17 protein-coding genes are annotated in these 21,325 nt (G+C 69.4%); all 17 read left to right on the top strand.

Going from position 1 to position 21,325, the window contains the following annotated elements; all coding sequences use genetic code 11:
* Nucleotides 1-87: 87 nt before the first annotated feature.
* On the top strand, nucleotides 88-612 hold the full coding sequence (gene rplJ / locus ACIBKY_RS00865; protein WP_379614574.1) for a 50S ribosomal protein L10: 525 nt from the start codon (nucleotides 88-90) through the stop codon (nucleotides 610-612).
* A 67-nt stretch (nucleotides 613-679) separates the two neighbouring features.
* Nucleotides 680-1,072, top strand: a complete 393-nt coding sequence (rplL, locus tag ACIBKY_RS00870; protein WP_379614572.1) for a 50S ribosomal protein L7/L12 — start codon at nucleotides 680-682, stop codon at nucleotides 1,070-1,072.
* Nucleotides 1,073-1,296: 224 nt separating this feature from the next.
* Nucleotides 1,297-3,159, top strand: coding sequence for an ArnT family glycosyltransferase (locus ACIBKY_RS00875; RefSeq protein ID WP_397093408.1), 1,863 nt, complete (start codon nucleotides 1,297-1,299; stop codon nucleotides 3,157-3,159).
* Nucleotides 3,160-3,274: 115 nt separating this feature from the next.
* On the top strand, nucleotides 3,275-4,276 hold the full coding sequence (locus ACIBKY_RS00880) for an ABC transporter ATP-binding protein (protein WP_397093410.1): 1,002 nt from the start codon (nucleotides 3,275-3,277) through the stop codon (nucleotides 4,274-4,276).
* A 74-nt stretch (nucleotides 4,277-4,350) separates the two neighbouring features.
* Nucleotides 4,351-5,079, top strand: a complete 729-nt coding sequence (locus tag ACIBKY_RS00885; protein WP_397093411.1) for an MlaE family ABC transporter permease — start codon at nucleotides 4,351-4,353, stop codon at nucleotides 5,077-5,079.
* Nucleotides 5,079-5,858: an ABC transporter permease gene (locus ACIBKY_RS00890; protein ID WP_397093412.1), complete on the top strand. Its 780-nt coding sequence runs from the start codon at nucleotides 5,079-5,081 to the stop codon at nucleotides 5,856-5,858. Before ACIBKY_RS00885 ends, ACIBKY_RS00890 begins: the two co-directional genes overlap by 1 nt.
* The gene (locus tag ACIBKY_RS00895; RefSeq protein ID WP_397093414.1) at nucleotides 5,855-6,913 is read left to right on the top strand and encodes an MCE family protein; all 1,059 of its coding nucleotides are present in this window, start codon (nucleotides 5,855-5,857) and stop codon (nucleotides 6,911-6,913) included. The genes ACIBKY_RS00890 and ACIBKY_RS00895 overlap by 4 nt, the downstream gene beginning before the upstream one ends.
* Nucleotides 6,910-7,902 carry an MlaD family protein gene (locus ACIBKY_RS00900; protein WP_397093415.1) on the top strand — a complete coding sequence of 331 codons (993 nt, stop codon included), beginning with the start codon at nucleotides 6,910-6,912 and terminating at the stop codon, nucleotides 7,900-7,902. Before ACIBKY_RS00895 ends, ACIBKY_RS00900 begins: the two co-directional genes overlap by 4 nt.
* Nucleotides 7,893-8,882 (top strand): MCE family protein, encoded by a 990-nt coding sequence (locus tag ACIBKY_RS00905; RefSeq protein ID WP_397093417.1) that lies wholly within the window; start codon nucleotides 7,893-7,895, stop codon nucleotides 8,880-8,882. Before ACIBKY_RS00900 ends, ACIBKY_RS00905 begins: the two co-directional genes overlap by 10 nt.
* Nucleotides 8,879-9,859 carry an MCE family protein gene (locus tag ACIBKY_RS00910; protein ID WP_397093418.1) on the top strand — a complete coding sequence of 327 codons (981 nt, stop codon included), beginning with the start codon at nucleotides 8,879-8,881 and terminating at the stop codon, nucleotides 9,857-9,859. Before ACIBKY_RS00905 ends, ACIBKY_RS00910 begins: the two co-directional genes overlap by 4 nt.
* Nucleotides 9,856-11,025 (top strand): MlaD family protein, encoded by a 1,170-nt coding sequence (locus tag ACIBKY_RS00915; RefSeq protein ID WP_397093419.1) that lies wholly within the window; start codon nucleotides 9,856-9,858, stop codon nucleotides 11,023-11,025. Before ACIBKY_RS00910 ends, ACIBKY_RS00915 begins: the two co-directional genes overlap by 4 nt.
* A complete protein-coding gene (locus ACIBKY_RS00920; RefSeq protein WP_397093420.1) occupies nucleotides 11,022-11,525 on the top strand; it encodes a hypothetical protein in 504 nt (167 codons plus the stop codon). Before ACIBKY_RS00915 ends, ACIBKY_RS00920 begins: the two co-directional genes overlap by 4 nt.
* Nucleotides 11,522-12,019 (top strand): hypothetical protein, encoded by a 498-nt coding sequence (locus ACIBKY_RS00925; RefSeq protein ID WP_397093422.1) that lies wholly within the window; start codon nucleotides 11,522-11,524, stop codon nucleotides 12,017-12,019. The genes ACIBKY_RS00920 and ACIBKY_RS00925 overlap by 4 nt, the downstream gene beginning before the upstream one ends.
* Before the next feature lie 436 nt (nucleotides 12,020-12,455).
* Nucleotides 12,456-15,923 carry a DNA-directed RNA polymerase subunit beta gene (gene rpoB / locus ACIBKY_RS00930; protein ID WP_397093424.1) on the top strand — a complete coding sequence of 1,156 codons (3,468 nt, stop codon included), beginning with the start codon at nucleotides 12,456-12,458 and terminating at the stop codon, nucleotides 15,921-15,923.
* A gap of 14 nt (nucleotides 15,924-15,937) precedes the next feature.
* The gene (locus ACIBKY_RS00935; RefSeq protein WP_397093426.1) at nucleotides 15,938-19,813 is read left to right on the top strand and encodes a DNA-directed RNA polymerase subunit beta'; all 3,876 of its coding nucleotides are present in this window, start codon (nucleotides 15,938-15,940) and stop codon (nucleotides 19,811-19,813) included.
* A gap of 656 nt (nucleotides 19,814-20,469) precedes the next feature.
* Nucleotides 20,470-20,844, top strand: coding sequence for a 30S ribosomal protein S12 (gene rpsL / locus ACIBKY_RS00940; protein WP_020542315.1), 375 nt, complete (start codon nucleotides 20,470-20,472; stop codon nucleotides 20,842-20,844).
* Nucleotides 20,845-20,846: 2 nt separating this feature from the next.
* Nucleotides 20,847-21,317 (top strand): 30S ribosomal protein S7, encoded by a 471-nt coding sequence (rpsG, locus tag ACIBKY_RS00945; RefSeq protein WP_184958080.1) that lies wholly within the window; start codon nucleotides 20,847-20,849, stop codon nucleotides 21,315-21,317.
* Nucleotides 21,318-21,325: the final 8 nt, after the last annotated feature.

The raw sequence follows: 21,325 nt of genomic DNA on the forward strand, positions 1-21,325 counted from the left end.
GAGTGTGTGTGAAGCCCCGTGCGCCCTGCGCCCGGGGCTGTTCTCATTTCTGGGCCTTCTCCGGCGGAACATCCTGGAAGGAGGCCCATGGCGAGGCCGGATAAGGCGAGCGCGGTCGCCGAGCTCAAGAACGAGTTCGTGGGAAGCAGCGCAGCCGTTCTGACCGAGTACCGCGGTCTCACCGTCGCTCAGCTCAAGGAGCTGCGCGTTGCACTCGGTGGGAATGCGAAGTTCGCCGTGGCGAAGAACACCCTCACCAAGATCGCTGCCAACGAGGCCGGTCTGACGGGCCTCGACGGCCTGCTCAGCGGCCCGACCGCGATCGCCTTCGTCAGCGGCGACGTCGTCGAGGCTGCCAAGGGTCTGCGTGACTTCGCCAAGGCCAATCCCCTCCTGGTGATCAAGGGCGGTGTCCTCGACGGCAAGACGCTGGACGCCACGGAGATCACCAAGCTCGCCGACCTGGAGTCGCGCGAGGTTCTCCTCGCGAAGCTGGCCGGCGCGATGAAGGCGAAGCAGTCCGCTGCTGCCGCCATGTTCGCCGCGCTGCCCACCAACATGGCTCAGCTGGCCGAAGCCCTGCGCGCCAAGCGCGCGGAGGCCGGCGAGTAGCTGGGGGTTGCCGCACTTAACCGCGGTCCCGATCCACCTTTAAAGCACATCCCATACGGAGGAAAACATGGCGAAGCTCAGCACCGACGAGCTGCTCGGCGCGTTCAAGGAGATGACCCTTCTCGAGCTCTCCGAGTTCGTGAAGGTCTTCGAGGAGACGTTCGACGTCAAGGCTGCCGCCCCGGTCGCCGTCGCCGCCGCTGCCGCCCCGGCCGCCGGTGGTGGCGAGGCCGCCGCTGAGGAGCAGGACGAGTTCGACGTCATCCTCGAGGCTGCCGGCGACAAGAAGATCCAGGTCATCAAGGAGATCCGCGCGCTGACCTCCCTCGGCCTCAAGGAGGCCAAGGACCTGGTCGACGGCGCTCCGAAGTCCGTCTTCGAGAGCAAGGTCAACAAGGAGCAGGCCGAGAAGGCCAAGGCCGCCCTTGAGGGCGCCGGCGCCAGCGTCACCGTGAAGTAACTTTCACGCTTCCGAAAGAGGCGGCCACACCCAGGTGCCGGGTGTGCCGCCTCTTTCTGCTTTCCGCGCCTTTCCGTTACGGCTCCCGCCACCCCACCCGCCCCGCCGCACTCGGCGGGCCCCCGTCGAGCGATGGTCGTGAGGGCTCACGGGGTTCTCGCCGCGACGACTCCGCTCAGGCGATTCTCATGGCCGTCTCAGGCGGGGTGCCTAGCGTCCGGGGCATGAACTGGAAGGTGATCGGGCTGCTCGGTGGCGCCGCCGTACTGTATGTGTGGGGTCTGGGGGCTTCCGGGTGGGCCAATCCCTACTACTCGGCCGCCGTGCAGGCGGGTGCCCAGAGCTGGAAGGCGTTCTTCTTCGGCTCCTCCGACGCGGCCAACGCGATCACCGTGGACAAGACGCCAGCCTCGCTGTGGCCGATGGTGCTGAGCGCGCGGCTGTTCGGGGTGAACGCGTGGAGCGTCCTCGTGCCGCAGGCGCTCATGGGCGTGGCGACGGTGGGCGTGGTCTACGCGAGTGTGCGGCGGCGGGCGCCGGAGTGGGCGGCGCTGCTGGCCGGGGTGGTCATGGCGGTGACGCCGGTGGCGGTGCTGATGTTCCGGTTCAACAATCCGGACGCGCTGCTGGTGCTGCTGCTGTGCCTGGCGGCGTACTGCCTGGTGCGGGCGCAGGAGGGTGCGGCCACGCGGTGGGTGGTGGCGGCGGGGGCCCTGGTGGGGTTCGCGTTTCTGGCGAAGATGTTGCAGGCGTTCCTGGTCTTGCCGGGGTTCGCGGTCGTTTATCTGGTCAGTGCGCCTACGTCCGTCTGGCGGCGGTTGTGGCAGCTCTTGCTGGCCGGTGGAGCCATGGTGGTGGCGGCCGGGTGGTGGGTGCTGGCGGTGGCGCTGGTGCCGGCGGGCGAACGGCCGTACATCGGCGGGTCGCAGGGTGACAGCGTGCTCGAACTCGCGCTCGGCTACAACGGCATCGGGCGGCTCAACGGCGACGACTACGGCGGGCTCGGCAATCTCAACCAGGAGGCCGGGTGGTTCAGGCTCTTCGACTCCGAGGCGGGCGGGCAGGTCTCGTGGCTGCTTCCGGCGGCGCTGGTGCTTCTGGCGGCGGCGGTTTGGGTGACGCGGCGGGCCGGGCGCGACGACCCCATGCGGGCCTCGCTGGCGATCTGGGGGAGCTGGCTGCTGGTGACCGGGGTGATCTTCAGCCTCATGCAGGGGATCTTCCACGCGTACTACACGGTGGCGCTGGCGCCCGCGATCGCGGCGCTCGTCGGGTTGGGCGCGGCGGTGCTGTGGGAGCGGCGGGCGTTCCCGGTCCTGGCCTCGGTGATCGGGGTGAGCGCGGTGTGGGGGTATGTGCTGCTTTCCCGGAGCCCGGAGTGGAACGCGTGGCTGGGGCCCGTGGTGCTGGTCGCCGGGGCGGCGGCGGCGCTGGGGCTGGCAGGGGCGGGCATGATCTCCGGGTACGGCGGCGCCAGGGACCGGATGCTCTGGGCGGTGGGCGGCGTGGGCGTACTCGTGGTGCTGGCGGGACCCGCGGCGTACGCCATGGACACCGCGGCCACCCCGCACACCGGCGCGATCCCCGCGGCGGGGCCCTCCACGGGCGGCGGCGGCTCCAGAGCGCTCGATCGGCGGCGACCCGGCGCAGGCAACAGGCCCATGGACGGACGCCGCCCCGGCGGCGGGCAGGGCGGGCCCGGCGGGCCCGGCGGGCAGGGCGGGCCCGGCGGTGGACGGGGTGGGTTGCTGGGCGCCGTGACTCCCGGCGCCGAGCTCACCGCCCTGCTGAAGGCCGGCGCCGCCCGCTACACCTGGGTGGCCGCCACCGTGGGCTCCAACAACGCGGCCGGATACCAGCTGGCCACCGGGCTGCCCGTCATGGCGGTGGGCGGGTTCAACGGCACCGACCCGGCGCCAACCCTCGCCCGATTCCGGCAGTACGTGGCCGAAGGGCGCATCCACTACTTCCTGCCCAGCGGTCTCGGCCGCGGCCCGGCCGCCGAGATCGCCGCCTGGGTCGAGCGGACCTACGACTCCGCCACGGTGGCCGGTACGACGGTGTTCGACCTGACCAGACCCCGATAACCGGCCAGTAACAAGTTATTAGAATCTGTTCCAATTCCGCGGAACACGGCTAACGTGATGGGAACTTGAAAGTAAAGTGTGCGTCACGTTACCCCATGCTCGCGGAAGGTGACCGGTGGGCGTCGAAGTCGTGGTCGAGGGGCTGACCAAATCGTTCGGTCGGCAGGTCATCTGGCAGGACGTCTCGCTGACGCTGCCCGCGGGCGAGATCTCGGTGCTGCTCGGCCCGTCCGGCACCGGAAAGTCCGTCTTCCTCAAGACGCTCGTCGGCCTGCTGCGTCCCGACCGTGGCCACATCTGGATCGACGGCTACGACCTGGCCAACTGCAGCGAGGACAAGCTCTACGAACTGCGCCGGCTGTTCGGCGTGCTCTTCCAGGACGGCGCGCTGTTCGGCTCGCTGAGCCTGTTCGACAACATCGCCTTCCCGCTGCGCGAGCACACCAAGAAGAGCGAGACCCAGATCCGCCAGATCGTCATGGAGAAGATGGAGCTCGTCGGCCTGCTCGGCGCGGAGTCCAAGCTGCCCGGTGAGATCTCCGGCGGCATGCGCAAGCGCGCGGGCCTGGCCAGGGCGCTGGTGCTCGATCCGGAGATCATCCTCGTGGACGAGCCGGACTCGGGGCTCGACCCGGTGCGCACCGCGTACCTCAACCAGCTCTTCGTCGATCTCAACACCGACTTCGAGGCGACGTTCCTCATCGTCACCCACGACATCAACACCGCCCGTACCGTGCCTGACGACATCGGGCTGTTGTTCCGCCGGGAACTGGTGATGTTCGGCCCGCGCGAGATGCTGCTGTCGAGCGACGAGCCGGTCGTGCGCCAGTTCCTCAACGCGCGCCGCCACGGCCCGATCGGCATGTCGGAGGAGAAGGACGTCTCGGAGCTGGAGGCCGAGGCCCAGATGGGCCACGACCCCGGCGCGCTGCCGCCGATCCCGCCGCAGCTCATGCCCACGGGCAACCGGGTGCGCCGCAGTCAGCAGCCGCCCGGCGCCTGGCTGGCCGCCCACGGTGTGATCCCGCCGCAGGGCTCGTTCGTCGACGACCGCGGGCGCAACTGGCTGGAGGAGTACCCCCGGCTGGTCAGCGCCCATCTCAACGGCGTCAGGTAGCCCCCGCGCATGGACGGACCGGCCTTTTCCGCGGCCCCGAACGACTACTCTCCGCACTCGAAAGGACGCTGCCAGTGATCAGGGCGAGTGGTGCGTTCGTGGCGCTCACGCTCGACACCCTGCGGGCCGTGCCCAAGCGGCCCTTCCACTGGCGGGAGTTCCTGCGGCAGGCCTGGTTCATCGTCAGCGTCAGCGCCCTGCCCACGGCGCTGGTGTCCATCCCGTTCGGCGCCGTGCTCGCGCTCCAGGCGGGCAACCTGATCCGCCAGTTCGGCGCCCAGTCGTTCACCGGCGCCACCGCCGTGCTCGGCATCGTGCGCGAGGCCGGTCCGGTCGTGACCGCGCTCATGATCTCGGGCGCGGCGGGCAGCGCCATCTGCGCCGACCTGGGCGCGCGCAGGATCCGGGAGGAGATCGACGCGCTGGAGGTGCTCGGCATCGACCCGCTCCACCGCCTCGTGGTGCCCAGGGTGGCCGCGTGCGCGGTCGTCGCGCCGTTGCTCAACGGCCTGGTGACCACTGTCGGCCTGATCGCCAGCTATCTGTTCAACGTGATCGCCCAGGGCGGCTCGCCCGGCTCGTACCTGCAGTCGTTCAACGCGCTGGCCGAGCTGTCGGACCTGTGGGTCGCCGAAGTCAAGGCGCTCGTCTTCGGCGCCACGGCCGGGATGATCGCCTGCTTCAAGGGACTGAGCGCGGCCGGCGGGCCCAAGGGCGTCGGCGACGCCGTCAACCAGACGGTGGTCTTCGCGGCCATGGTCCTGTTCGCCGAGAACTTCCTCATCAGCGCGGCGGTGTGGTGATGTCACTCAACAAGCAGGGCGAGTTCTACACCAAGACCTTCGTCCAACTGCCCCGGGCGCTCCGCTACCGCGCCGAGATCCTGCGGCTGCTGTCGGAGGTGAGCCTCGGCACCGGCGGCCTGGCCGTCATCGGCGGCACGATGGCGATCGTCGCGTTCATGACCTTCTTCGCCGGGACCGAGGTCGGCCTGCAGGGCTACACCGCACTCGACCAGATCGGCACCTCCGCCTTCGCCGGGTTCCTCTCCAGCTACATCAACACCCGCGAGATCGCCCCCATCGTGGCCGCCATCGGCCTGTCGGCCACCGTCGGGGCGGGCTTCACCGCCCAGCTCGGCGCGATGCGGATCAGCGACGAGATCGACGCGCTGGAGGTCATGGCGATCCCCTCGGTGCCGTTCCTCGTGGGCACCCGGCTGATCGCCGGGTTCGCCGCCATGCTGCCCCTGTACGTCCTCGGCCTGCTCGCCTCCTACGTCGCCACCCGCCTGATCACCACCGTCCTCTACGGCCAGTCGACCGGCACCTACGACCACTACTTCGACCTCTTCCTCGTGCCCTACGACGTGCTCTGGTCGCTGGGCAAGGTGGTGCTGTTCGCCGTGCTGGTGATCCTGGTGCACTGCTACTACGGCTTCCACGCCTCCGGCGGCCCCGCGGGCGTCGGCGTCGCGGTGGGGCGGGCGATGCGCGCGGTGCTGGTCGCGGTCAACGTGGCCAACGTCCTGCTCGGCCTGGCCATCTGGGGCACCACCACCACGGTACGGCTGGCCGGATGAGACACGGCGCCGCCCTGCTGGCCCTGATCGCCGCCTTCACGGCGGTGACCGTCGCCGCGTACTTCAAGGTGTTCTCCGGCGCGACCATCGTGACCCTGTCGGCCCCCAGAGCCGGGCTCCAGCTCGGCCCGCGCGCCGACGTCAAGGTACGCGGCGTCCTCGTCGGCGAGGTCACCGCCCTGAAGGCCACCACCGGAGGCGCGGAGCTCACCCTCGCCCTCGACCACCCCGTCGACCGCGCCGCGACGGCCAGGCTGATGCCGAAGACCGTCTTCGGCGAGAAGTACGTGGACCTCGTCCCGCCCGCGACGCCGACCTCCGAGCTGCGCGACGGCGACCGCCTGATCGCCCCGGCCGCCGCCGTCGAGATGGCGCAGGTGCTCGACCGGCTGCTGCCGCTGCTGCGGAGCATCCACCCCGAACGGCTGGCCACCACCCTGACCGCCCTCGCCACCGCCCTGGAAGGCAGAGGCGCCAGAACCGGCGCCACCCTGGACAAGGCCGAGGACTACCTCACCCGGCTCACCCCCCACCTCCCGGCGATCCGCCGCGACATCTCCGCCCTCGCCGACGTCACCGACCTGTACGGCCAGGCCGCCCCCGACCTCCTGCGCACCCTGGCCAACTCCGCCGCGCTGAGCGCAACGCTCACCGGCAGAGAGGCCGAGATCGACCAGCTCGCCCGCGCGGTCACCAGGAGCGCGGGCAAGGCCGACGCCCTGCTGACGGTCAACGAGACCGGCCTGGTGGGACTCCAGCATGTGTCCAGGCCCGCTCTCGACCTCGCCGCCCGCTATGCGCCGACCGTGCCGTGCGTGTTCCAGGGCCTTGACCGCCTCCGGCCGCTGCTGGACGAGGCGTTCGGTGACGGGCGGGTGAAGGCGGTGCTGGAGCTGGTCAGGCCGGCGCCGCCGTACCGGGAGGGGGCCGACGCGCCCGCCTACGGCGACACCAGGGGCCCGCGCTGCTACGGCCTGCCCCGGCCGGCGGTGCCCTTCCCGGGGGTTCGGTTCGCCGACGGCACCGAGGACCTGGCGGGGCTGATGCTGCGATGACCACGCTGAAGGCGGCGATCAAGCTCGGGCTGTTCGGACTGGCCACGACCCTGTGCGTGGCCATGCTGGCGGTCACGATCTCCGGGACGCAGTTCGCCGCGTCGAGCGTCTACCGCGCGGTGTTCACCGACGTCACCGGACTGCGGCCGGGCGACGACGTGCGGGCCGCGGGCGTACGGGTGGGCCGCGTGGAGGAGGTCGCGCTGGCCGGGACGCGCGCCGAGGTCTCCTTCACCGTCCTCGAACGCACCCGGCTGCCCCGCGGCGTCATCGCCGCGATCCGCTGGCGCAACCTGGTGGGCGACCGCTACCTCGCGCTGTCCACCGGCCGCGGCGGACCCGGCGCGCTGCGGCCGGGCGAGCTGATCACCGACACCCGCCCGGCGCTCGACGTCACCGCGCTGTTCAACGGCTTCCGCCCCCTGCTCAAGGCCATCCGGCTGGAAGACGTCAACAAGCTGAGCTGGCAGATCGTCCAGGTGCTGCAGGGGGAGGGCGGCACCGTCGACAGCCTCCTCGGCCACGTCGCCTCGCTCACCGGCACGCTCGCCGACCGCGACGCGGTCATCGGCCGGGTGATCGACAACCTCACCGCGGTGCTCGCCGAGATCGCCGGCCGCGAGGACGCCTACAGCGAGCTCGTCGCCGACCTGCGGTCGCTGGTCAGCGGCCTGGCCGAGGACCGCAAGGCCATCGGCGACTCCCTCACCGCCCTCGACCGGCTCGCCGGCGTCACCGCGGGCTTCACCGAGCGCGCCAGGCCCGACCTCAAGGCCGGAATCCGGCACGCCGACGGCTTCCTCGCCGCGCTCAACGAGGAGCGGGCGCTGATCGACAAGACCATCAAGGACGTTCCGATCCGGCTCAACCAGCTCACCCGGGCCGTCTCCTACGGCTCGTGGTTCAACTTCTACCTCTGTTCCCTGGAGGTCCGGGCGGGCGCGACCACCACGCCGAAGATCGTCAACGAGAGCCGCCGATGCCGCTGATCCCCTTCCGCCACCGCGACCCGCTCCCGCTCGGCATCGCCGGCCTGGCCGCCGCCGCGGCGCTGGTGGCCGGTGCGCTGGCCGTACCCCAGCTGAAGACCGGAACCGTCTACACGGCCGCCTTCGCCGAGTCGGCGGGGCTGCGGCCGGGCGAGGACGTCGTCGTGGCCGGGGTGAAGGTCGGCGAGGTGAGCGAGGTCGAACTGGAGGGCGCGCACGTCCGCGTCGGCCTGCGCCTGGAGCGGGAGGTGCCGCTGGGCTCGCGGACCCGCGCGCACATCCGGCCGGCGACGCTGCTCGGCTCCCACCACGTCCAGCTCGAACCCCACGGCCCCGGCCGCCTCGACCGCGCCATCCCGGTCGAGCGGACCAGCGTGCCGTACGAGATCATGCCCGCCCTCGGCGACCTCGCCGACAGCGCCGCCCGCATCGACGCGGGCGCGCTCAAGAGCGCGCTCGACACGCTCGCACAGACCCTGGACGGCTCCTCGCAGGAGATCCGCGCCTCCGTGCTCGGCCTCGGCCGCCTCTCGCGGACCGTCGCCTCCCGCGACGACAAACTCCACGATCTGGTACGGCACGCCGAAACGGTCACCGGCCTGGTGGCCGGCCGCAACCAGGAGCTCCGCGCCCTGATCAAGGACGGCGACCTCCTGCTGCGCGAGATCTCCGCCCGCCGCGCCGTCATCCACAGCCTGTTGACGAACACGCTGGAGCTGACCGCGCAGATCGACGGCCTGATCGCCGACAACCGGACCACGCTCAAGCCCGCTCTGCGGCAGTTGCGGGAGTTCGCCGGGCTGCTGCGGCGCAACGAGGAGAGCCTCGACCGCTCCCTGCGGCTGCTGGCACCCTTCACCCGGCAGTTCACCGACGCGATCGGCAACGGACGCTGGTTCGACGCGATCGTCCAGAACCTCGTGCCGCTGCCCGCCTCCGTCCGGATGCCCGACCGCACCCTCGGAGGGCTGGCTCCGTGAAGACGCCCGTCGCGATCATGGCCCTGCTGCTGGCCGCCGGCTGCGGTTTCGAGGGCGTCCAGTCGCTCCCGCTGCCCGGCGGAGCCGACCTCGGGCCGAACCCGCGCGAGGTGACGATCGAGTTCGCCGACGCCCTCGACCTCGTCCCGCACTCGCTGTGCAAGCTCAACGACGTCACCGTCGGCAAGGTCACCGCGATCGAACTGGCCGCCGGCTGGCGGGCCGAGGTCACCTGCACGGTCAGGGCGGACGCCGCGTTGCCCGCGGGGACCGGCGCCGCCATCTCCCAGACGAGCCTGCTCGGCGAGAAGTTCGTCAAGCTGGTCCCCTCCGGCACCGGCAGCCTGGGCGGCCGCATCCCGCTGAGCCGCACCACCCGGACCGCCGAGGTCGAGCAGGTGCTCGCCGCCGCCTCTCTGCTGGTCAACGGCGGCGGCCTGGAACAACTGGCCACCATCAACACCGAACTCGGCGCCATGCTCGACGGCCGCACCGGCACCGTCAGGAACCTGCTGCGCCGCCTCGACGCGTTCGCCACCGCGCTCGACGGCTCCAAGGGCGACATCGTCCGCCTCATCGGCAACCTCGACCGGCTCACCGCCACCCTGGCCGCCCAGCGCCGGACCCTGCGCGCCGTCGCCACCGACATCGGCCCCGCGGTCAAGCAGTTGCGCCGCCAGCGCGCCGACCTCACCCGCATGCTCACCGCCCTGGCCCGCCTCGGCCGCACCGCCACCCGCGTCGTGACCCGTTCCCAGTCCGACACCCTCGCCAACCTCGCCCACCTGCGTGCCCTGCTGGCCGACCTCGACCGCGCCCGCCGCGAGATCGCGGCCAACCTGGGCACCGCGCTCACCTTCCCCTTCCCCGGCTCGGCCACCGGCCTGCTGCGCGGCGACTACGGCAACGTCGACGTCACCGTGGACCTCACCCCCTCCACCACCCTGGACAACCTCCTCGGCAGGAGCCCGCGATGAGCCTGCGGATCAAGCTGGCCGCCTTCCTCGCCATCAGCCTCGCCGCCACCGCGTACACGCTGGTCCGCTACGCGCGGGTCGGCGCCGACCTGTTCGACCCCGCCTACCGGGTCGGCGTCGAACTGGCCGATGCCGGCGGCCTCTTCGAACACGCCGAGGTCACCTACCGCGGCGTGCGGGTCGGCCGCGTCGAGTCGCTGTCGCTCACCGCCGGCGGGGTGCGCGCCGTCCTCCGCCTGCGGCACGAGCCGCCGGTGCCCGCCACGGGGCTGCTCGCCGTCGTCGCCAACCGCTCGGGTGTGGGCGAGCAGTACCTCGACCTCCAGCCTTCAGGTACGGCGCGGCCGTACCTGAAGGAAGGCGACACGATCGCCAGGGAACGCACCGCGCTGCCGATCACCACCGCCCAGTTGCTCGGCGACGCCGAGCGGCTGCTGACGTCGGTGGACCCGCGCGACGCCGAGACCGTCGTGACCGAGATGGAACACGCCTTCGGCGGCAACGCCGCGCACCTGCGGCGGCTGCTGACGGCGGGCGAGGAGCTGACGGCGGCGGCCGTGGAGGTCCTGCCCGAGACGGTCACGCTGATCGAGCGGGGGGAGACGGTTCTGCGCACGCAGCGGGCCGAGGGCGGGCACCTCAAGGCGTTCGCGCGCGACCTCGCCTCGCTGACCGGTTCGCTGCGCGAGGGTTCCGCGGACCTGGAGCGCACGATCGACGCCGGCGGCCCTGCGGCCCGCTCGGCGGAGAAGCTCGTGGACGGGCTCGAACCGCACCTGCGGCCGCTGCTGGGCAACCTCATCGTCGGCGGGCGCGGCGTATCGGCCAGGGTGGCGGCGCTGCGCCAGCTCCTCATCGGCTACCCGGCGGGCGTGGCAGGGGCCTTCACCGTGGTCGGCCGCGACGGGCTGCACTTCGGGCTCAACCTCAACCTCAACGTGCCGCCGCCGTGCACGCGCGGCTACGAGGACGTGCGCCGCCGCCATCCCCAGGACACCCGGGTGAAGGCGGTCGACCCGCGCGCGACCTGCACGGAGCCGGAGGGCTCGCCGACCGGGGTGCGCGGGGGCGCGGATGTGCCGCCGCCGGGCGTACCGCCGTCGATCCCGGGTCTGGAAGAGTGGCTCGCGGGTAATGATCCGGCGATCAGGAAGGAGCGGACATGACAGGCACCGCCTCTCGGTCCGCCGCTTGGCTGACGATCATCGTGCTCGGGGTGCTGGCGCTGCTGCTCGGCGGGTTCGCGCTGTGGGTCAGCGGCGAGCTCCGCGGCGAGCAGGCCACGGACGACGACCGGGCCGCCGCGCTCGACGCGGCGGGCACCCACGCGGTCAACCTGCTCTCGCTCAACTACAAGACCGTCGACGCCGACCTCGGGCGCATCCTGGCGACCTCGACCGGGGCCGCGCGGGCCGAGTACTCCGCCAACGCCGCCCGGCTCAAGGAGACCACGATCACCAACAAGGTCGTCCAGCACGGCGTGCTGCGCGCCCGGGGGCTGGAGTCCATGGCGGGCGGCGTCGCCAAGGTCCTGGTGGTGGCGGACGTCGAGATCCGCTGGGAGGGCTCCAAGAACGCCCCTCAGGAGCGCTTCTACCGCTGGTCGATGGATGTGACCAAGGTCGGCGGGGTCTGGCTGGTGTCGAAGGCGGTGCAGGTGCTGTGAAGGCCGTGGCGATCGGGGTGCTGGCGGCGCTCGTGCTGGGGCTGTCGGTGGCCCTCTGGGTGATGTGGACGGATCTGCGGCACCTGCGCGACGGGCAGTCCGCGGGCGTCGAGGCCATGGCCGCCGCCAAGGCCGTGGCGCCGGACCTGCTGTCGTACAACCACCGCACGATCGAACAGGACCTGGCGCGGGCCGGCGAGCACACCACGGGCCAGCTGACCACCCACTACAAGGAGCTGGCCACCACCCTCGTGCCGACCGCCAAGGCCCAGAAGACCGTCCAGACGACCGCGGTCGCCGGGGCGGCCGTCGAGCGCGCGGAACCCGGCCGGGTAGAGGTTCTCCTGTTCGTCAACACGGGTACGGTCAAGGAGCTGCCGGGCGAGGCCGAGCCCCAGCAACAGATCACCCAGAACCGCGCCAGGTTCGTCATGATCAAGACAGCCGGCCGGTGGCTCGTCGCCGACCTGTCGACGCTGCTGGGCACCGCCTGAGTCCCCGGGCGCGGCGTGTCCTTCAATTGTTATCAAAATTCAGGTTTAGCGAGTCCTTGCCCAGGGGTATCCCAGTCACTGCTACACCGGTTGTCGGCATGGGTTCGACCCTCGGTGTGACGGAGCGTTAGCCGTCCCCGTTCGCGGGTATCGTCTTGGGCCTGACGGTAGGCGCCCGATCACGCAGGGGAGAAATCCCAGCGTCCCGGCCTCGACCCGGCGGAAAGTCGGGGTTGTGGGCTTGACGTTTGCGTCCGAACGGGCGATGCTGCGACCAACGTGGAGCATGCAGCGAGAGCGAAGTGGACAGGCGTGTGCCGTTCGGCTACACTGCCCCTTTGCGCTGCCCTTTGACGACCCGCGATGCTTGCTCACGTTGCGAGGTTGTCTGGCGTGCGTGTAGTCAGTCCGCCGCGAGCCCTCGGAAGGACATCTGTTGGCAGCCTCGCGCAACGCCTCCGCCGTACCCGCTGGTCCCAATCGCGTTTCGTTTTCGCGTATCCAGGAGCCCCTCGAAGTTCCTGATCTTCTCGCCCTGCAAACCGAGTCCTTTGACTGGCTGCTGGGCAACGAGAAGTGGAAGGCCCGGGTTGAGGCGGCTCGCCAGGCCGGGCGCAAGGACGTCCCGACCCAGTCGGGCCTCGAAGAGATCTTCGAAGAGATCAGTCCCATTGAGGACTTCTCGGGGACCATGTCCTTGTCGTTCCGCGACCACCGGTTCGAGCCGCCCAAGTACTCAGTAGATGAGTGCAAAGACAAGGACATGACCTTCTCCGCCCCGATGTTCGTCACGGCGGAGTTCATCAATAACACCACTGGTGAGATCAAGAGCCAGACGGTGTTCATGGGCGATTTCCCGCTCATGACGCCGAAGGGCACCTTCATCATCAACGGCACCGAGCGTGTCGTCGTCTCCCAGCTGGTCCGGTCCCCGGGTGTCTACTTCGGCCGCAGTGTCGACAAGACCTCGGACAAGGACCTGTTCGACTGCCGTGTCATCCCCTCGCGGGGTGCCTGGCTGGAGTTCGAGATCGACAAGCGCGACAGCGTCGGTGTGCGCATCGACCGCAAGCGCAAGCAGGCCGTCACCGTGCTTCTCAAGGCACTGGGATGGACCAACGAACAGATCCTCGAGCGCTTCGGCCAGTACGAGTCGATGCGGGCCACCCTGGAGAAGGACCACACGGCCGGCCAGGATGACGCCCTGCTCGACATCTACCGCAAGCTCCGTCCGGGCGAGCCGCCGACCAAGGAGTCGGCGCAGACCCTGCTGGAGAACCTGTACTTCAACCCCAAGCGCTACGACCTCGCCAAGGTCGGCCGCTACAAGATCAACAAGAAGCTCGGGGTCGACAGCGACATCACGCAGGGGACCCTCACCGAGGACGACATCGTCTCCACGATCGAGTACATCGTCCGCCTGCACGCGGGCGAGGAGTCGATGCCGAGCGCCCAGGGCGAGCGGATCGTCGAGACCGACGACATCGACCACTTCGGCAACCGCCGTCTGCGCAGTGTCGGCGAGCTCATCCAGAACCAGGTCCGCCTGGGCCTGGCCCGGATGGAGCGCGTCGTCCGTGAGCGGATGACCACCCAGGACGTCGAGGCGATCACGCCGCAGACCCTGATCAACATCCGCCCGGTCGTGGCCTCGATCCGGGAGTTCTTCGGCACCTCGCAGCTGTCGCAGTTCATGGACCAGACCAACCCGCTCGCCGGCCTGACGCACAAGCGGCGTCTGTCCGCGCTGGGCCCCGGTGGTCTGTCCCGTGAGCGGGCCGGCTTCGAGGTCCGAGACGTGCACCCGTCCCACTACGGCCGGATGTGCCCGATCGAGACTCCCGAAGGCCCGAACATCGGCCTCATCGGCTCGCTGGCCTCCTACGGCCGGATCAACGCCTTCGGCTTCGTCGAGACGCCCTACCGCAAGGTCGTCGACGGCAAGGTGATCGAGCAGGTCGACTACCTGACCGCCGACGAGGAGGACCGCTTCGTCAAGGCGCAGGCCAACACGGTGCTCAACCCCGACGGCACCTTCGCCGAGTCCCGCGTCCTGGTCCGCACCAAGGGCGGCGAGACCGAACTCGCCCGTGCCGAGGAAGTCGACTACATCGACGTGTCGCCGCGCCAGATGGTGTCGGTCGCCACGGCGATGATCCCCTTCCTGGAGCACGACGACGCCAACCGCGCGCTCATGGGCTCCAACATGCAGAGGCAGTCCGTGCCGCTGCTGAAGAGCGAGGCGCCGCTGGTCGGAACCGGCATGGAGTACCGTGCCGCGACCGACGCGGGCGACGTCATCAGCGCCGAGAAGGCCGGTGTGGTGGAGGAGGTCTCCGCCGACTACGTCACCGTGATGAACGACGACGGCACCCGCACGACTTACCGTGTCGCCAAGTTCAAGCGTTCCAACCAGGGCACCTCGTTCAACCAGAAGCCCATCGTCGTCGAAGGCGACCGGGTCGAGGTCAACCAGGTGATCGCCGACGGTCCCTGCACCGACCAGGGCGAGATGGCCCTGGGCAAGAACCTGCTCGTGGCGTTCATGCCGTGGGAGGGCCACAACTACGAAGACGCGATCATCCTGTCGCAGCGGCTGGTGCAGGACGACGTCCTGTCCTCGATCCACATCGAGGAGCACGAGGTCGACGCCCGTGACACCAAGCTGGGCCCCGAGGAGATCACCCGGGACATCCCGAACGTCTCCGAAGAGGTCCTGGCCGACCTCGACGAGCGCGGCATCATCCGCATCGGCGCCGAGGTCGTACCCGGCGACATCCTCGTCGGCAAGGTCACGCCCAAGGGCGAGACCGAGCTGACCCCCGAGGAGCGGCTGCTGCGCGCGATCTTCGGCGAGAAGGCCCGCGAAGTGCGCGACACCTCGCTGAAGGTGCCGCACGGCGAGCAGGGCAAGGTCATCGGCGTCCGCGTGTTCTCCCGTGACGAGGGCGACGAGCTTCCCCCCGGTGTCAACGAGCTGGTCCGCGTGTACGTGGCCCAGAAGCGTAAGATCACCGACGGTGACAAGCTCGCCGGCCGCCACGGCAACAAGGGCGTCATCTCCAAGATCCTGCCCGTCGAGGACATGCCGTTCCTCGAGGACGGCACGCCGGTCGACATCATCCTCAACCCGCTGGGCGTGCCCGGCCGGATGAACATCGGGCAGGTGCTCGAGGCTCACCTCGGCTGGATCGCGGCCCGCGGCTGGGACATCTCGGGCCTGACCGAGCAGTGGGCGGAGCGCCTGCGCGAGAAGGGCTTCGAGCAGGTCGCGCCGCGTACCAACGTGGCGACGCCGGTCTTCGACGGCGCCCACGAGGAAGAGATCGTCGGTCTGCTCAGCAACACCCTGCCCAACCGCGACGGCGATCGCATGGTGCAGGAGAGCGGAAAGGCGCAGCTGTTCGACGGCCGCTCCGGCGAGCCGTTCCCCTACCCGATCGCGGTGGGCTACAGCTACATCCTGAAGCTGCTGCACCTGGTGGACGACAAGATCCACGCCCGGTCCACCGGCCCGTACTCCATGATCACCCAGCAGCCGCTCGGCGGTAAGGCCCAGTTCGGTGGCCAGCGCTTCGGTGAGATGGAGGTGTGGGCGCTGGAGGCCTACGGCGCGGCCTACGCCCTGCAGGAGCTCCTGACCATCAAGTCCGACGACGTCCTCGGCCGGGTCAAGGTCTACGAGGCCATCGTCAAGGGCGAGAACATCCCCGAGCCCGGCATCCCCGAATCCTTCAAGGTCCTCATCAAGGAAATGCAGTCGCTGTGCCTGAACGTCGAGGTGCTCTCCAGCGACGGCATGTCCATCGAGATGCGCGACACCGACGAGGACGTCTTCAGGGCCGCCGAAGAGCTCGGTATCGATCTGTCCCGGCGTGAGCCGAGCAGCGTGGAAGAAGTCTGAGGGGGAGATCGCACATGCTGGACGTCAACTTCTTCGACGAGCTCCGGATCGGGCTGGCAACGGCCGATGACATCCGCCAGTGGTCACACGGCGAGGTCAAGAAGCCGGAGACGATCAACTACCGGACGCTCAAGCCGGAAAAGGACGGACTCTTCTGCGAGAAGATCTTCGGCCCGACCCGCGACTGGGAGTGCTACTGCGGTAAGTACAAGCGCGTCCGCTTCAAGGGCATCATCTGTGAGCGCTGCGGCGTCGAGGTCACTCGCGCCAAGGTGCGTCGTGAGCGGATGGGCCACATCGAGCTGGCCGCGCCCGTCACGCACATCTGGTACTTCAAGGGCGTTCCCTCGCGCCTCGGCTACCTGCTTGACCTGGCCCCGAAGGACCTCGAGAAGGTCATCTACTTCGCGGCCTACATGATCACGCAGGTCGACGCCGAGATGCGCGACCGTGACCTGCCCTCGCTCGAGGCGAAGATCTCGGTCGAGCGGCAGCACATCGAGCAGCGTCGTGACGCCGACATCGAGACCAGGCAGAAGAAGCTCGAAGGCGACCTGGCCGAGCTTGAGGCCGCGGGCGCCAAGGGCGACCAGCGCCGCAAGGTCCGCGAGGGCGCCGAGCGCGAGATGCGCCAGCTGCGCGACCGCGCACAGCGCGAGCTCGACCGCCTGGACGAGGTGTGGAGCCGCTTCAAGAACCTCAAGGTCCAGGACCTGGAGGGCGACGAGCTGCTCTACCGCGAGATGCGCGACCGCTTCGGCCGCTACTTCAAGGGCGGCATGGGCGCGCAGGCGATCCAGGACCGTCTGACCAGCTTCGACCTCGACGCCGAGGCCGAGAACCTGCGTGAGACGATCCGCAGCGGCAAGGGCCAGAAGAAGGCCCGCGCCCTCAAGCGGCTCAAGGTCGTCTCGGCGTTCCTCAACACCACCAACTCGCCCCGCGGGATGGTGCTCGACTGCATCCCGGTCATCCCGCCGGACCTGCGCCCGATGGTGCAGCTCGACGGTGGCCGGTTCGCGACCTCCGACCTCAACGACCTCTACCGTCGTGTGATCAACCGGAACAACCGCCTCAAGCGTCTCCTTGACCTCGGCGCCCCCGAGATCATCGTGAACAACGAGAAGCGGATGCTCCAGGAGGCCGTCGACTCGCTGTTCGACAACGGCCGCCGCGGCCGCCCGGTCACGGGCCCCGGCAACCGTCCGCTCAAGTCCCTCAGCGACATGCTGAAGGGCAAGCAGGGCCGCTTCCGCCAGAACCTGCTGGGCAAGCGCGTCGACTACTCCGGCCGTTCGGTCATCGTCGTCGGCCCGCAGCTCAAGCTGCACCAGTGCGGTCTGCCCAAGCAGATGGCGCTGGAGCTGTTCAAGCCGTTCGTGATGAAGCGCCTGGTTGACCTCAACCACGCGCAGAACATCAAGTCGGCCAAGCGGATGGTCGAGCGTGCCCGCCCGGTCGTGTGGGACGTGCTCGAAGAGGTCATCACCGAGCACCCCGTGCTGCTCAACCGCGCTCCGACGCTGCACCGCCTGGGCATCCAGGCGTTCGAGCCGCAGCTGGTCGAGGGCAAGGCCATCCAGATCCACCCGCTCGTCTGCACCGCGTTCAACGCGGACTTCGACGGCGACCAGATGGCCGTGCACCTGCCGCTGTCGGCTGAGGCCCAGGCCGAGGCACGCATCCTGATGCTCTCGACCAACAACATCCTCAAGCCGGCCGACGGCAAGCCCGTGACGATGCCCACCCAGGACATGGTCATCGGCCTCTACTGGCTGACCACGCAGAAGGAGGGCGCCCTCGGCGAGGGCCGCGTCTTCGGCTCCGTGGCCGAGGCCCAGATGGCGTTCGACCGCCGCGAGCTGGACATTCAGGCGAAGATCCAGATCCGGCTCAAGGACGTCTTCCCCGCGCGCGACTGGGTCGCGCCGGAGGGCTGGGAGCAGGGCGACCCGATCCGCCTGGAGACGACGTTCGGCCGGTGCCTGTTCAACCAGACGCTGCCGCCGAACTACCCGTTCGTCAACTTCCAGGTCGGCAAGAAGCAGCTGTCCACGATCGTGAACGAGCTGGCCGAGACCTACCCCAAGGTCGAGGTCGCGGCTTCGCTCGACGCGCTCAAGGACGCCGGCTTCCGCTGGGCGACCCGCTCCGGTGTCACGATCTCGATCGACGACGTCGTCGCGCCGCCCAACAAGGCCGAGATCATGGAGAACTACGAGCGCCGGGCCGACAAGGTCCAGCGTGAGTACGAGCGCGGCCTGATCACCGACGAGGAGCGCCGCCAGGAGCTCATCGAGATCTGGACCCACGCCACCGCGGACGTCGAGACCGACATGGTCAACGCGTTCCCGGCGACGAACCCGGTCTGGATGATGCTCAACTCCGGCGCCCGCGGTAACAAGATGCAGGTGCGTCAGATCGCCGGTATCCGTGGCCTGGTGTCCAACACCAAGGGTGAGACGATCCCGCGTCCGATCAAGGCCTCGTTCCGCGAGGGCCTGTCGGTGCTGGAGTACTTCATCTCCACCCACGGTCAGCGGAAGGGCCTGGCCGACACCGCCCTGCGTACCGCCGACTCGGGTTACCTGACCCGTCGTCTGGTGGACGTGGCGCAGGACGTCATCGTGCGCGAGATCGACTGCGGCACCGACCGCGCGGTCCCGCTGCACGTCGGCGAGCGTGACGCGTCGGGCAACCTGGTCAAGGCCGACAACGCCGAGTCCAACGTGCACGGCCGCATCCTGGCTGAGGACGTCGAGGTCGACGGCAAGATCATCGCCCCGGCGGGTGTCGACATCAACGACATCCACGTGAGCGACCTGGTCAACGCCGGGATCGAGACCGTGCGCACCCGCTCCGCGCTGGTGTGCGAGGCCAAGATCGGTGTCTGCGCGACCTGCTACGGCCGCTCGCTGGCCACCGGCAAGCTCGTGGACGTCGGCGAGGCGGTCGGCATCATCGCCGCCCAGTCGATCGGTGAGCCCGGTACCCAGCTGACGATGCGTACCTTCCACACCGGTGGTGTGGCCGGTGCGGACATCACCCACGGTCTGCCCCGTGTCCAGGAGCTCTTCGAGGCGCGCATCCCCAAGGGTGTCGCCCCGATCTCCGAGGCCGAGGGCCGCGCGCGGATCGACGAGACCGACAAGACCCGCAAGGTGGTCATCACCCCGGACGACGGTTCCGAGGAGATCGCCTACCCGGTGTCGATGCGGTCGCGTCTGCTCATCTCGGAAGGCCAGCACGTCAAGGTCGGCCAGCAGCTGATCGCCGGTGCGGTCAACCCGAACGAGGTCCTGCGCATCATGGGCCCGCGCGAGGTGCAGCTGCACCTGGTCGCCGAGGTTCAGCAGGTGTACCGCTCGCAGGGTGTGTCGATCCACGACAAGCACATCGAGATCATCGTCCGCCAGATGCTCAAGCGCGTGAACGTGCTGGAGTCGGGCGACACCGACCTGCTCCCCGGTGAGCTGGTCGAGCGTCCCCGCTTCGAGAACATGAACCGCGAGACCGTGGCCGAGGGCGGCCAGCCGGCCGCCGGCCGTCCGGTCCTCATGGGCATCACGAAGGCGTCGCTGGCCACCGAGTCGTGGCTGTCGGCGGCCTCCTTCCAGGAGACCACCAGGGTCCTGACGGACGCGGCGATCCACGCCAAGTCCGACTCGCTCCTGGGCCTGAAGGAGAACGTCATCATCGGTAAGCTCATCCCGGCCGGTACGGGCATGCCCCAGTACCGCAACATCCGGGTGGAGCCGACCGAGGAGGCCAAGGCCGCGATGTACACGGTCGGCGGCTACGACGGCTCCGCGGCGGACTACACGTTCGGCACGGGGTCGGGCGAGGCTGTGCCGCTGGAGGAGTACGACTTCGGCCAGTACAACCGATGAGCCCGTCGCGCTAGACGGTTGACGAGGCGCCCGAGATCTCCGGATCTCGGGCGCTTCCGCGTTCTGCCCGCCCTGGGCGGTGTCCGCGCTTCCGCGTTCTCCGCGTTCTCCGCGCCCTGTGCGGTGTCCGCGCGGTCTGGGCGCCGCTGCCCGGCAACCTCCCGGTTCATCCGGCCTCCGGGCACACAGGCCCGCCGGGAGAGCGGGTGGCCCTCCACAGGCACCACCGTGGCGCCGTGAAGGGCCGCCTGCCGTGATCGTGTGCGGGAAGGGTTGCCGGGGGCTTGCCGTACCCGCGTAGAAGGTTGGTGTAACGAGGGCAGAACAGTGGCCCGGAGCGGGTAAACTTGGCGCGGAGTCTGCTACTGACCACGGCGCGAAACATATCGACGCGCAGCCGTTTTGACGTGCTGCGCGGGGCTAGGTAGTCTTGCCCTTCGTGCCCGTGTATTCATGGGCTCTCACGCGTGCGCTCGCAATGGCGCGGCGTGGCCTCCCCCTGGCGTTCTTCTGCGCGGGAGTGTGGCTCTGTAAGAGCGCGACACGCCCGACCGCGTGGGTCGAAGCAGGGGAGAAAACCGCAGGTCATGACACCGGCAGTACCTGCGAAATGCACAACCTGACGTATCACCGGCTTAGGCATGAACGGAGTGGCAGTGCCCACTATTCAGCAGTTGGTCCGCAAGGGCCGGCAGGACAAGGTCTCCAAGACCAAGACTCCTGCCCTAAAGGGGAGTCCGCAGCGACGCGGCGTCTGCCAGCGCGTCTACACCACGACCCCCAAGAAGCCGAACTCGGCACTGCGCAAGGTGGCCCGTGTCCGCCTCACCAACGGCATCGAGGTCACGGCCTACATCCCGGGTGTGGGTCACAACCTGCAGGAGCACTCCATCGTGCTCGTGCGTGGCGGTCGTGTGAAGGACCTGCCGGGTGTTCGCTACAAGATCATCCGTGGCTCGCTCGACACCCAGGGTGTCCGTAACCGCAAGCAGGCCCGCAGCCGCTACGGCGCGAAGAAGGAGAAGAGCTAACTATGCCTCGCAAGGGTTCTCCTGGCCGTCGTCAGCTCATGTCTGACCCGGTTTACAGCTCGCCGCTGGTTACGGCTCTGATCAACAAGGTGCTGCTGGACGGCAAGCGCTCCATCGCGCAGTCGATCGTCTACGGCGCCCTCGAGGGTTGCAAGGACAAGACCGGCAACGACCCGGTCATCACGCTCAAGCGCGCCCTCGACAACGTCAAGCCCACTCTTGAGGTCCGCAGCCGCCGTGTCGGTGGCGCGACCTACCAGGTCCCGGTCGAGGTGCGCGCCTCGCGCAGCACCACCCTGGCCCTGCGTTGGCTGGTGCAGTACTCCCGCGCCCGCCGTGAGAAGACCATGACCGAGCGCCTCATGAACGAGCTCCTCGACGCCAGCAACGGCCTGGGGGCGAGTGTCAAGAAGCGCGAGGACACCCACAAGATGGCCGAGTCCAACAAGGCCTTCGCCCACTACCGCTGGTAACAGCGGGT

Source organism: Nonomuraea sp. NPDC050394 (genome assembly GCF_044459065.1).
GTDB lineage: Bacteria > Actinomycetota > Actinomycetes > Streptosporangiales > Streptosporangiaceae > Nonomuraea.

Excerpts from the sequence above, each read along its gene's own strand:
- rplJ (WP_379614574.1), top strand. The coding sequence starts at position 88 with ATGGCGAGGCCGGATAAGGCGAGCGCGGTCGCCGAGCTCAAGAACGAG.
- rplL (WP_379614572.1), top strand. The coding sequence starts at position 680 with ATGGCGAAGCTCAGCACCGACGAGCTGCTCGGCGCGTTCAAGGAGATG.
- ACIBKY_RS00875 (WP_397093408.1), top strand. The coding sequence starts at position 1,297 with ATGAACTGGAAGGTGATCGGGCTGCTCGGTGGCGCCGCCGTACTGTAT.
- ACIBKY_RS00890 (WP_397093412.1), top strand. The coding sequence starts at position 5,079 with ATGTCACTCAACAAGCAGGGCGAGTTCTACACCAAGACCTTCGTCCAA.
- ACIBKY_RS00895 (WP_397093414.1), top strand. The coding sequence starts at position 5,855 with ATGAGACACGGCGCCGCCCTGCTGGCCCTGATCGCCGCCTTCACGGCG.
- ACIBKY_RS00900 (WP_397093415.1), top strand. The coding sequence starts at position 6,910 with ATGACCACGCTGAAGGCGGCGATCAAGCTCGGGCTGTTCGGACTGGCC.
- ACIBKY_RS00905 (WP_397093417.1), top strand. The coding sequence starts at position 7,893 with ATGCCGCTGATCCCCTTCCGCCACCGCGACCCGCTCCCGCTCGGCATC.
- ACIBKY_RS00915 (WP_397093419.1), top strand. The coding sequence starts at position 9,856 with ATGAGCCTGCGGATCAAGCTGGCCGCCTTCCTCGCCATCAGCCTCGCC.
- ACIBKY_RS00920 (WP_397093420.1), top strand. The coding sequence starts at position 11,022 with ATGACAGGCACCGCCTCTCGGTCCGCCGCTTGGCTGACGATCATCGTG.
- ACIBKY_RS00935 (WP_397093426.1), top strand. The coding sequence starts at position 15,938 with ATGCTGGACGTCAACTTCTTCGACGAGCTCCGGATCGGGCTGGCAACG.
- rpsG (WP_184958080.1), top strand. The coding sequence starts at position 20,847 with ATGCCTCGCAAGGGTTCTCCTGGCCGTCGTCAGCTCATGTCTGACCCG.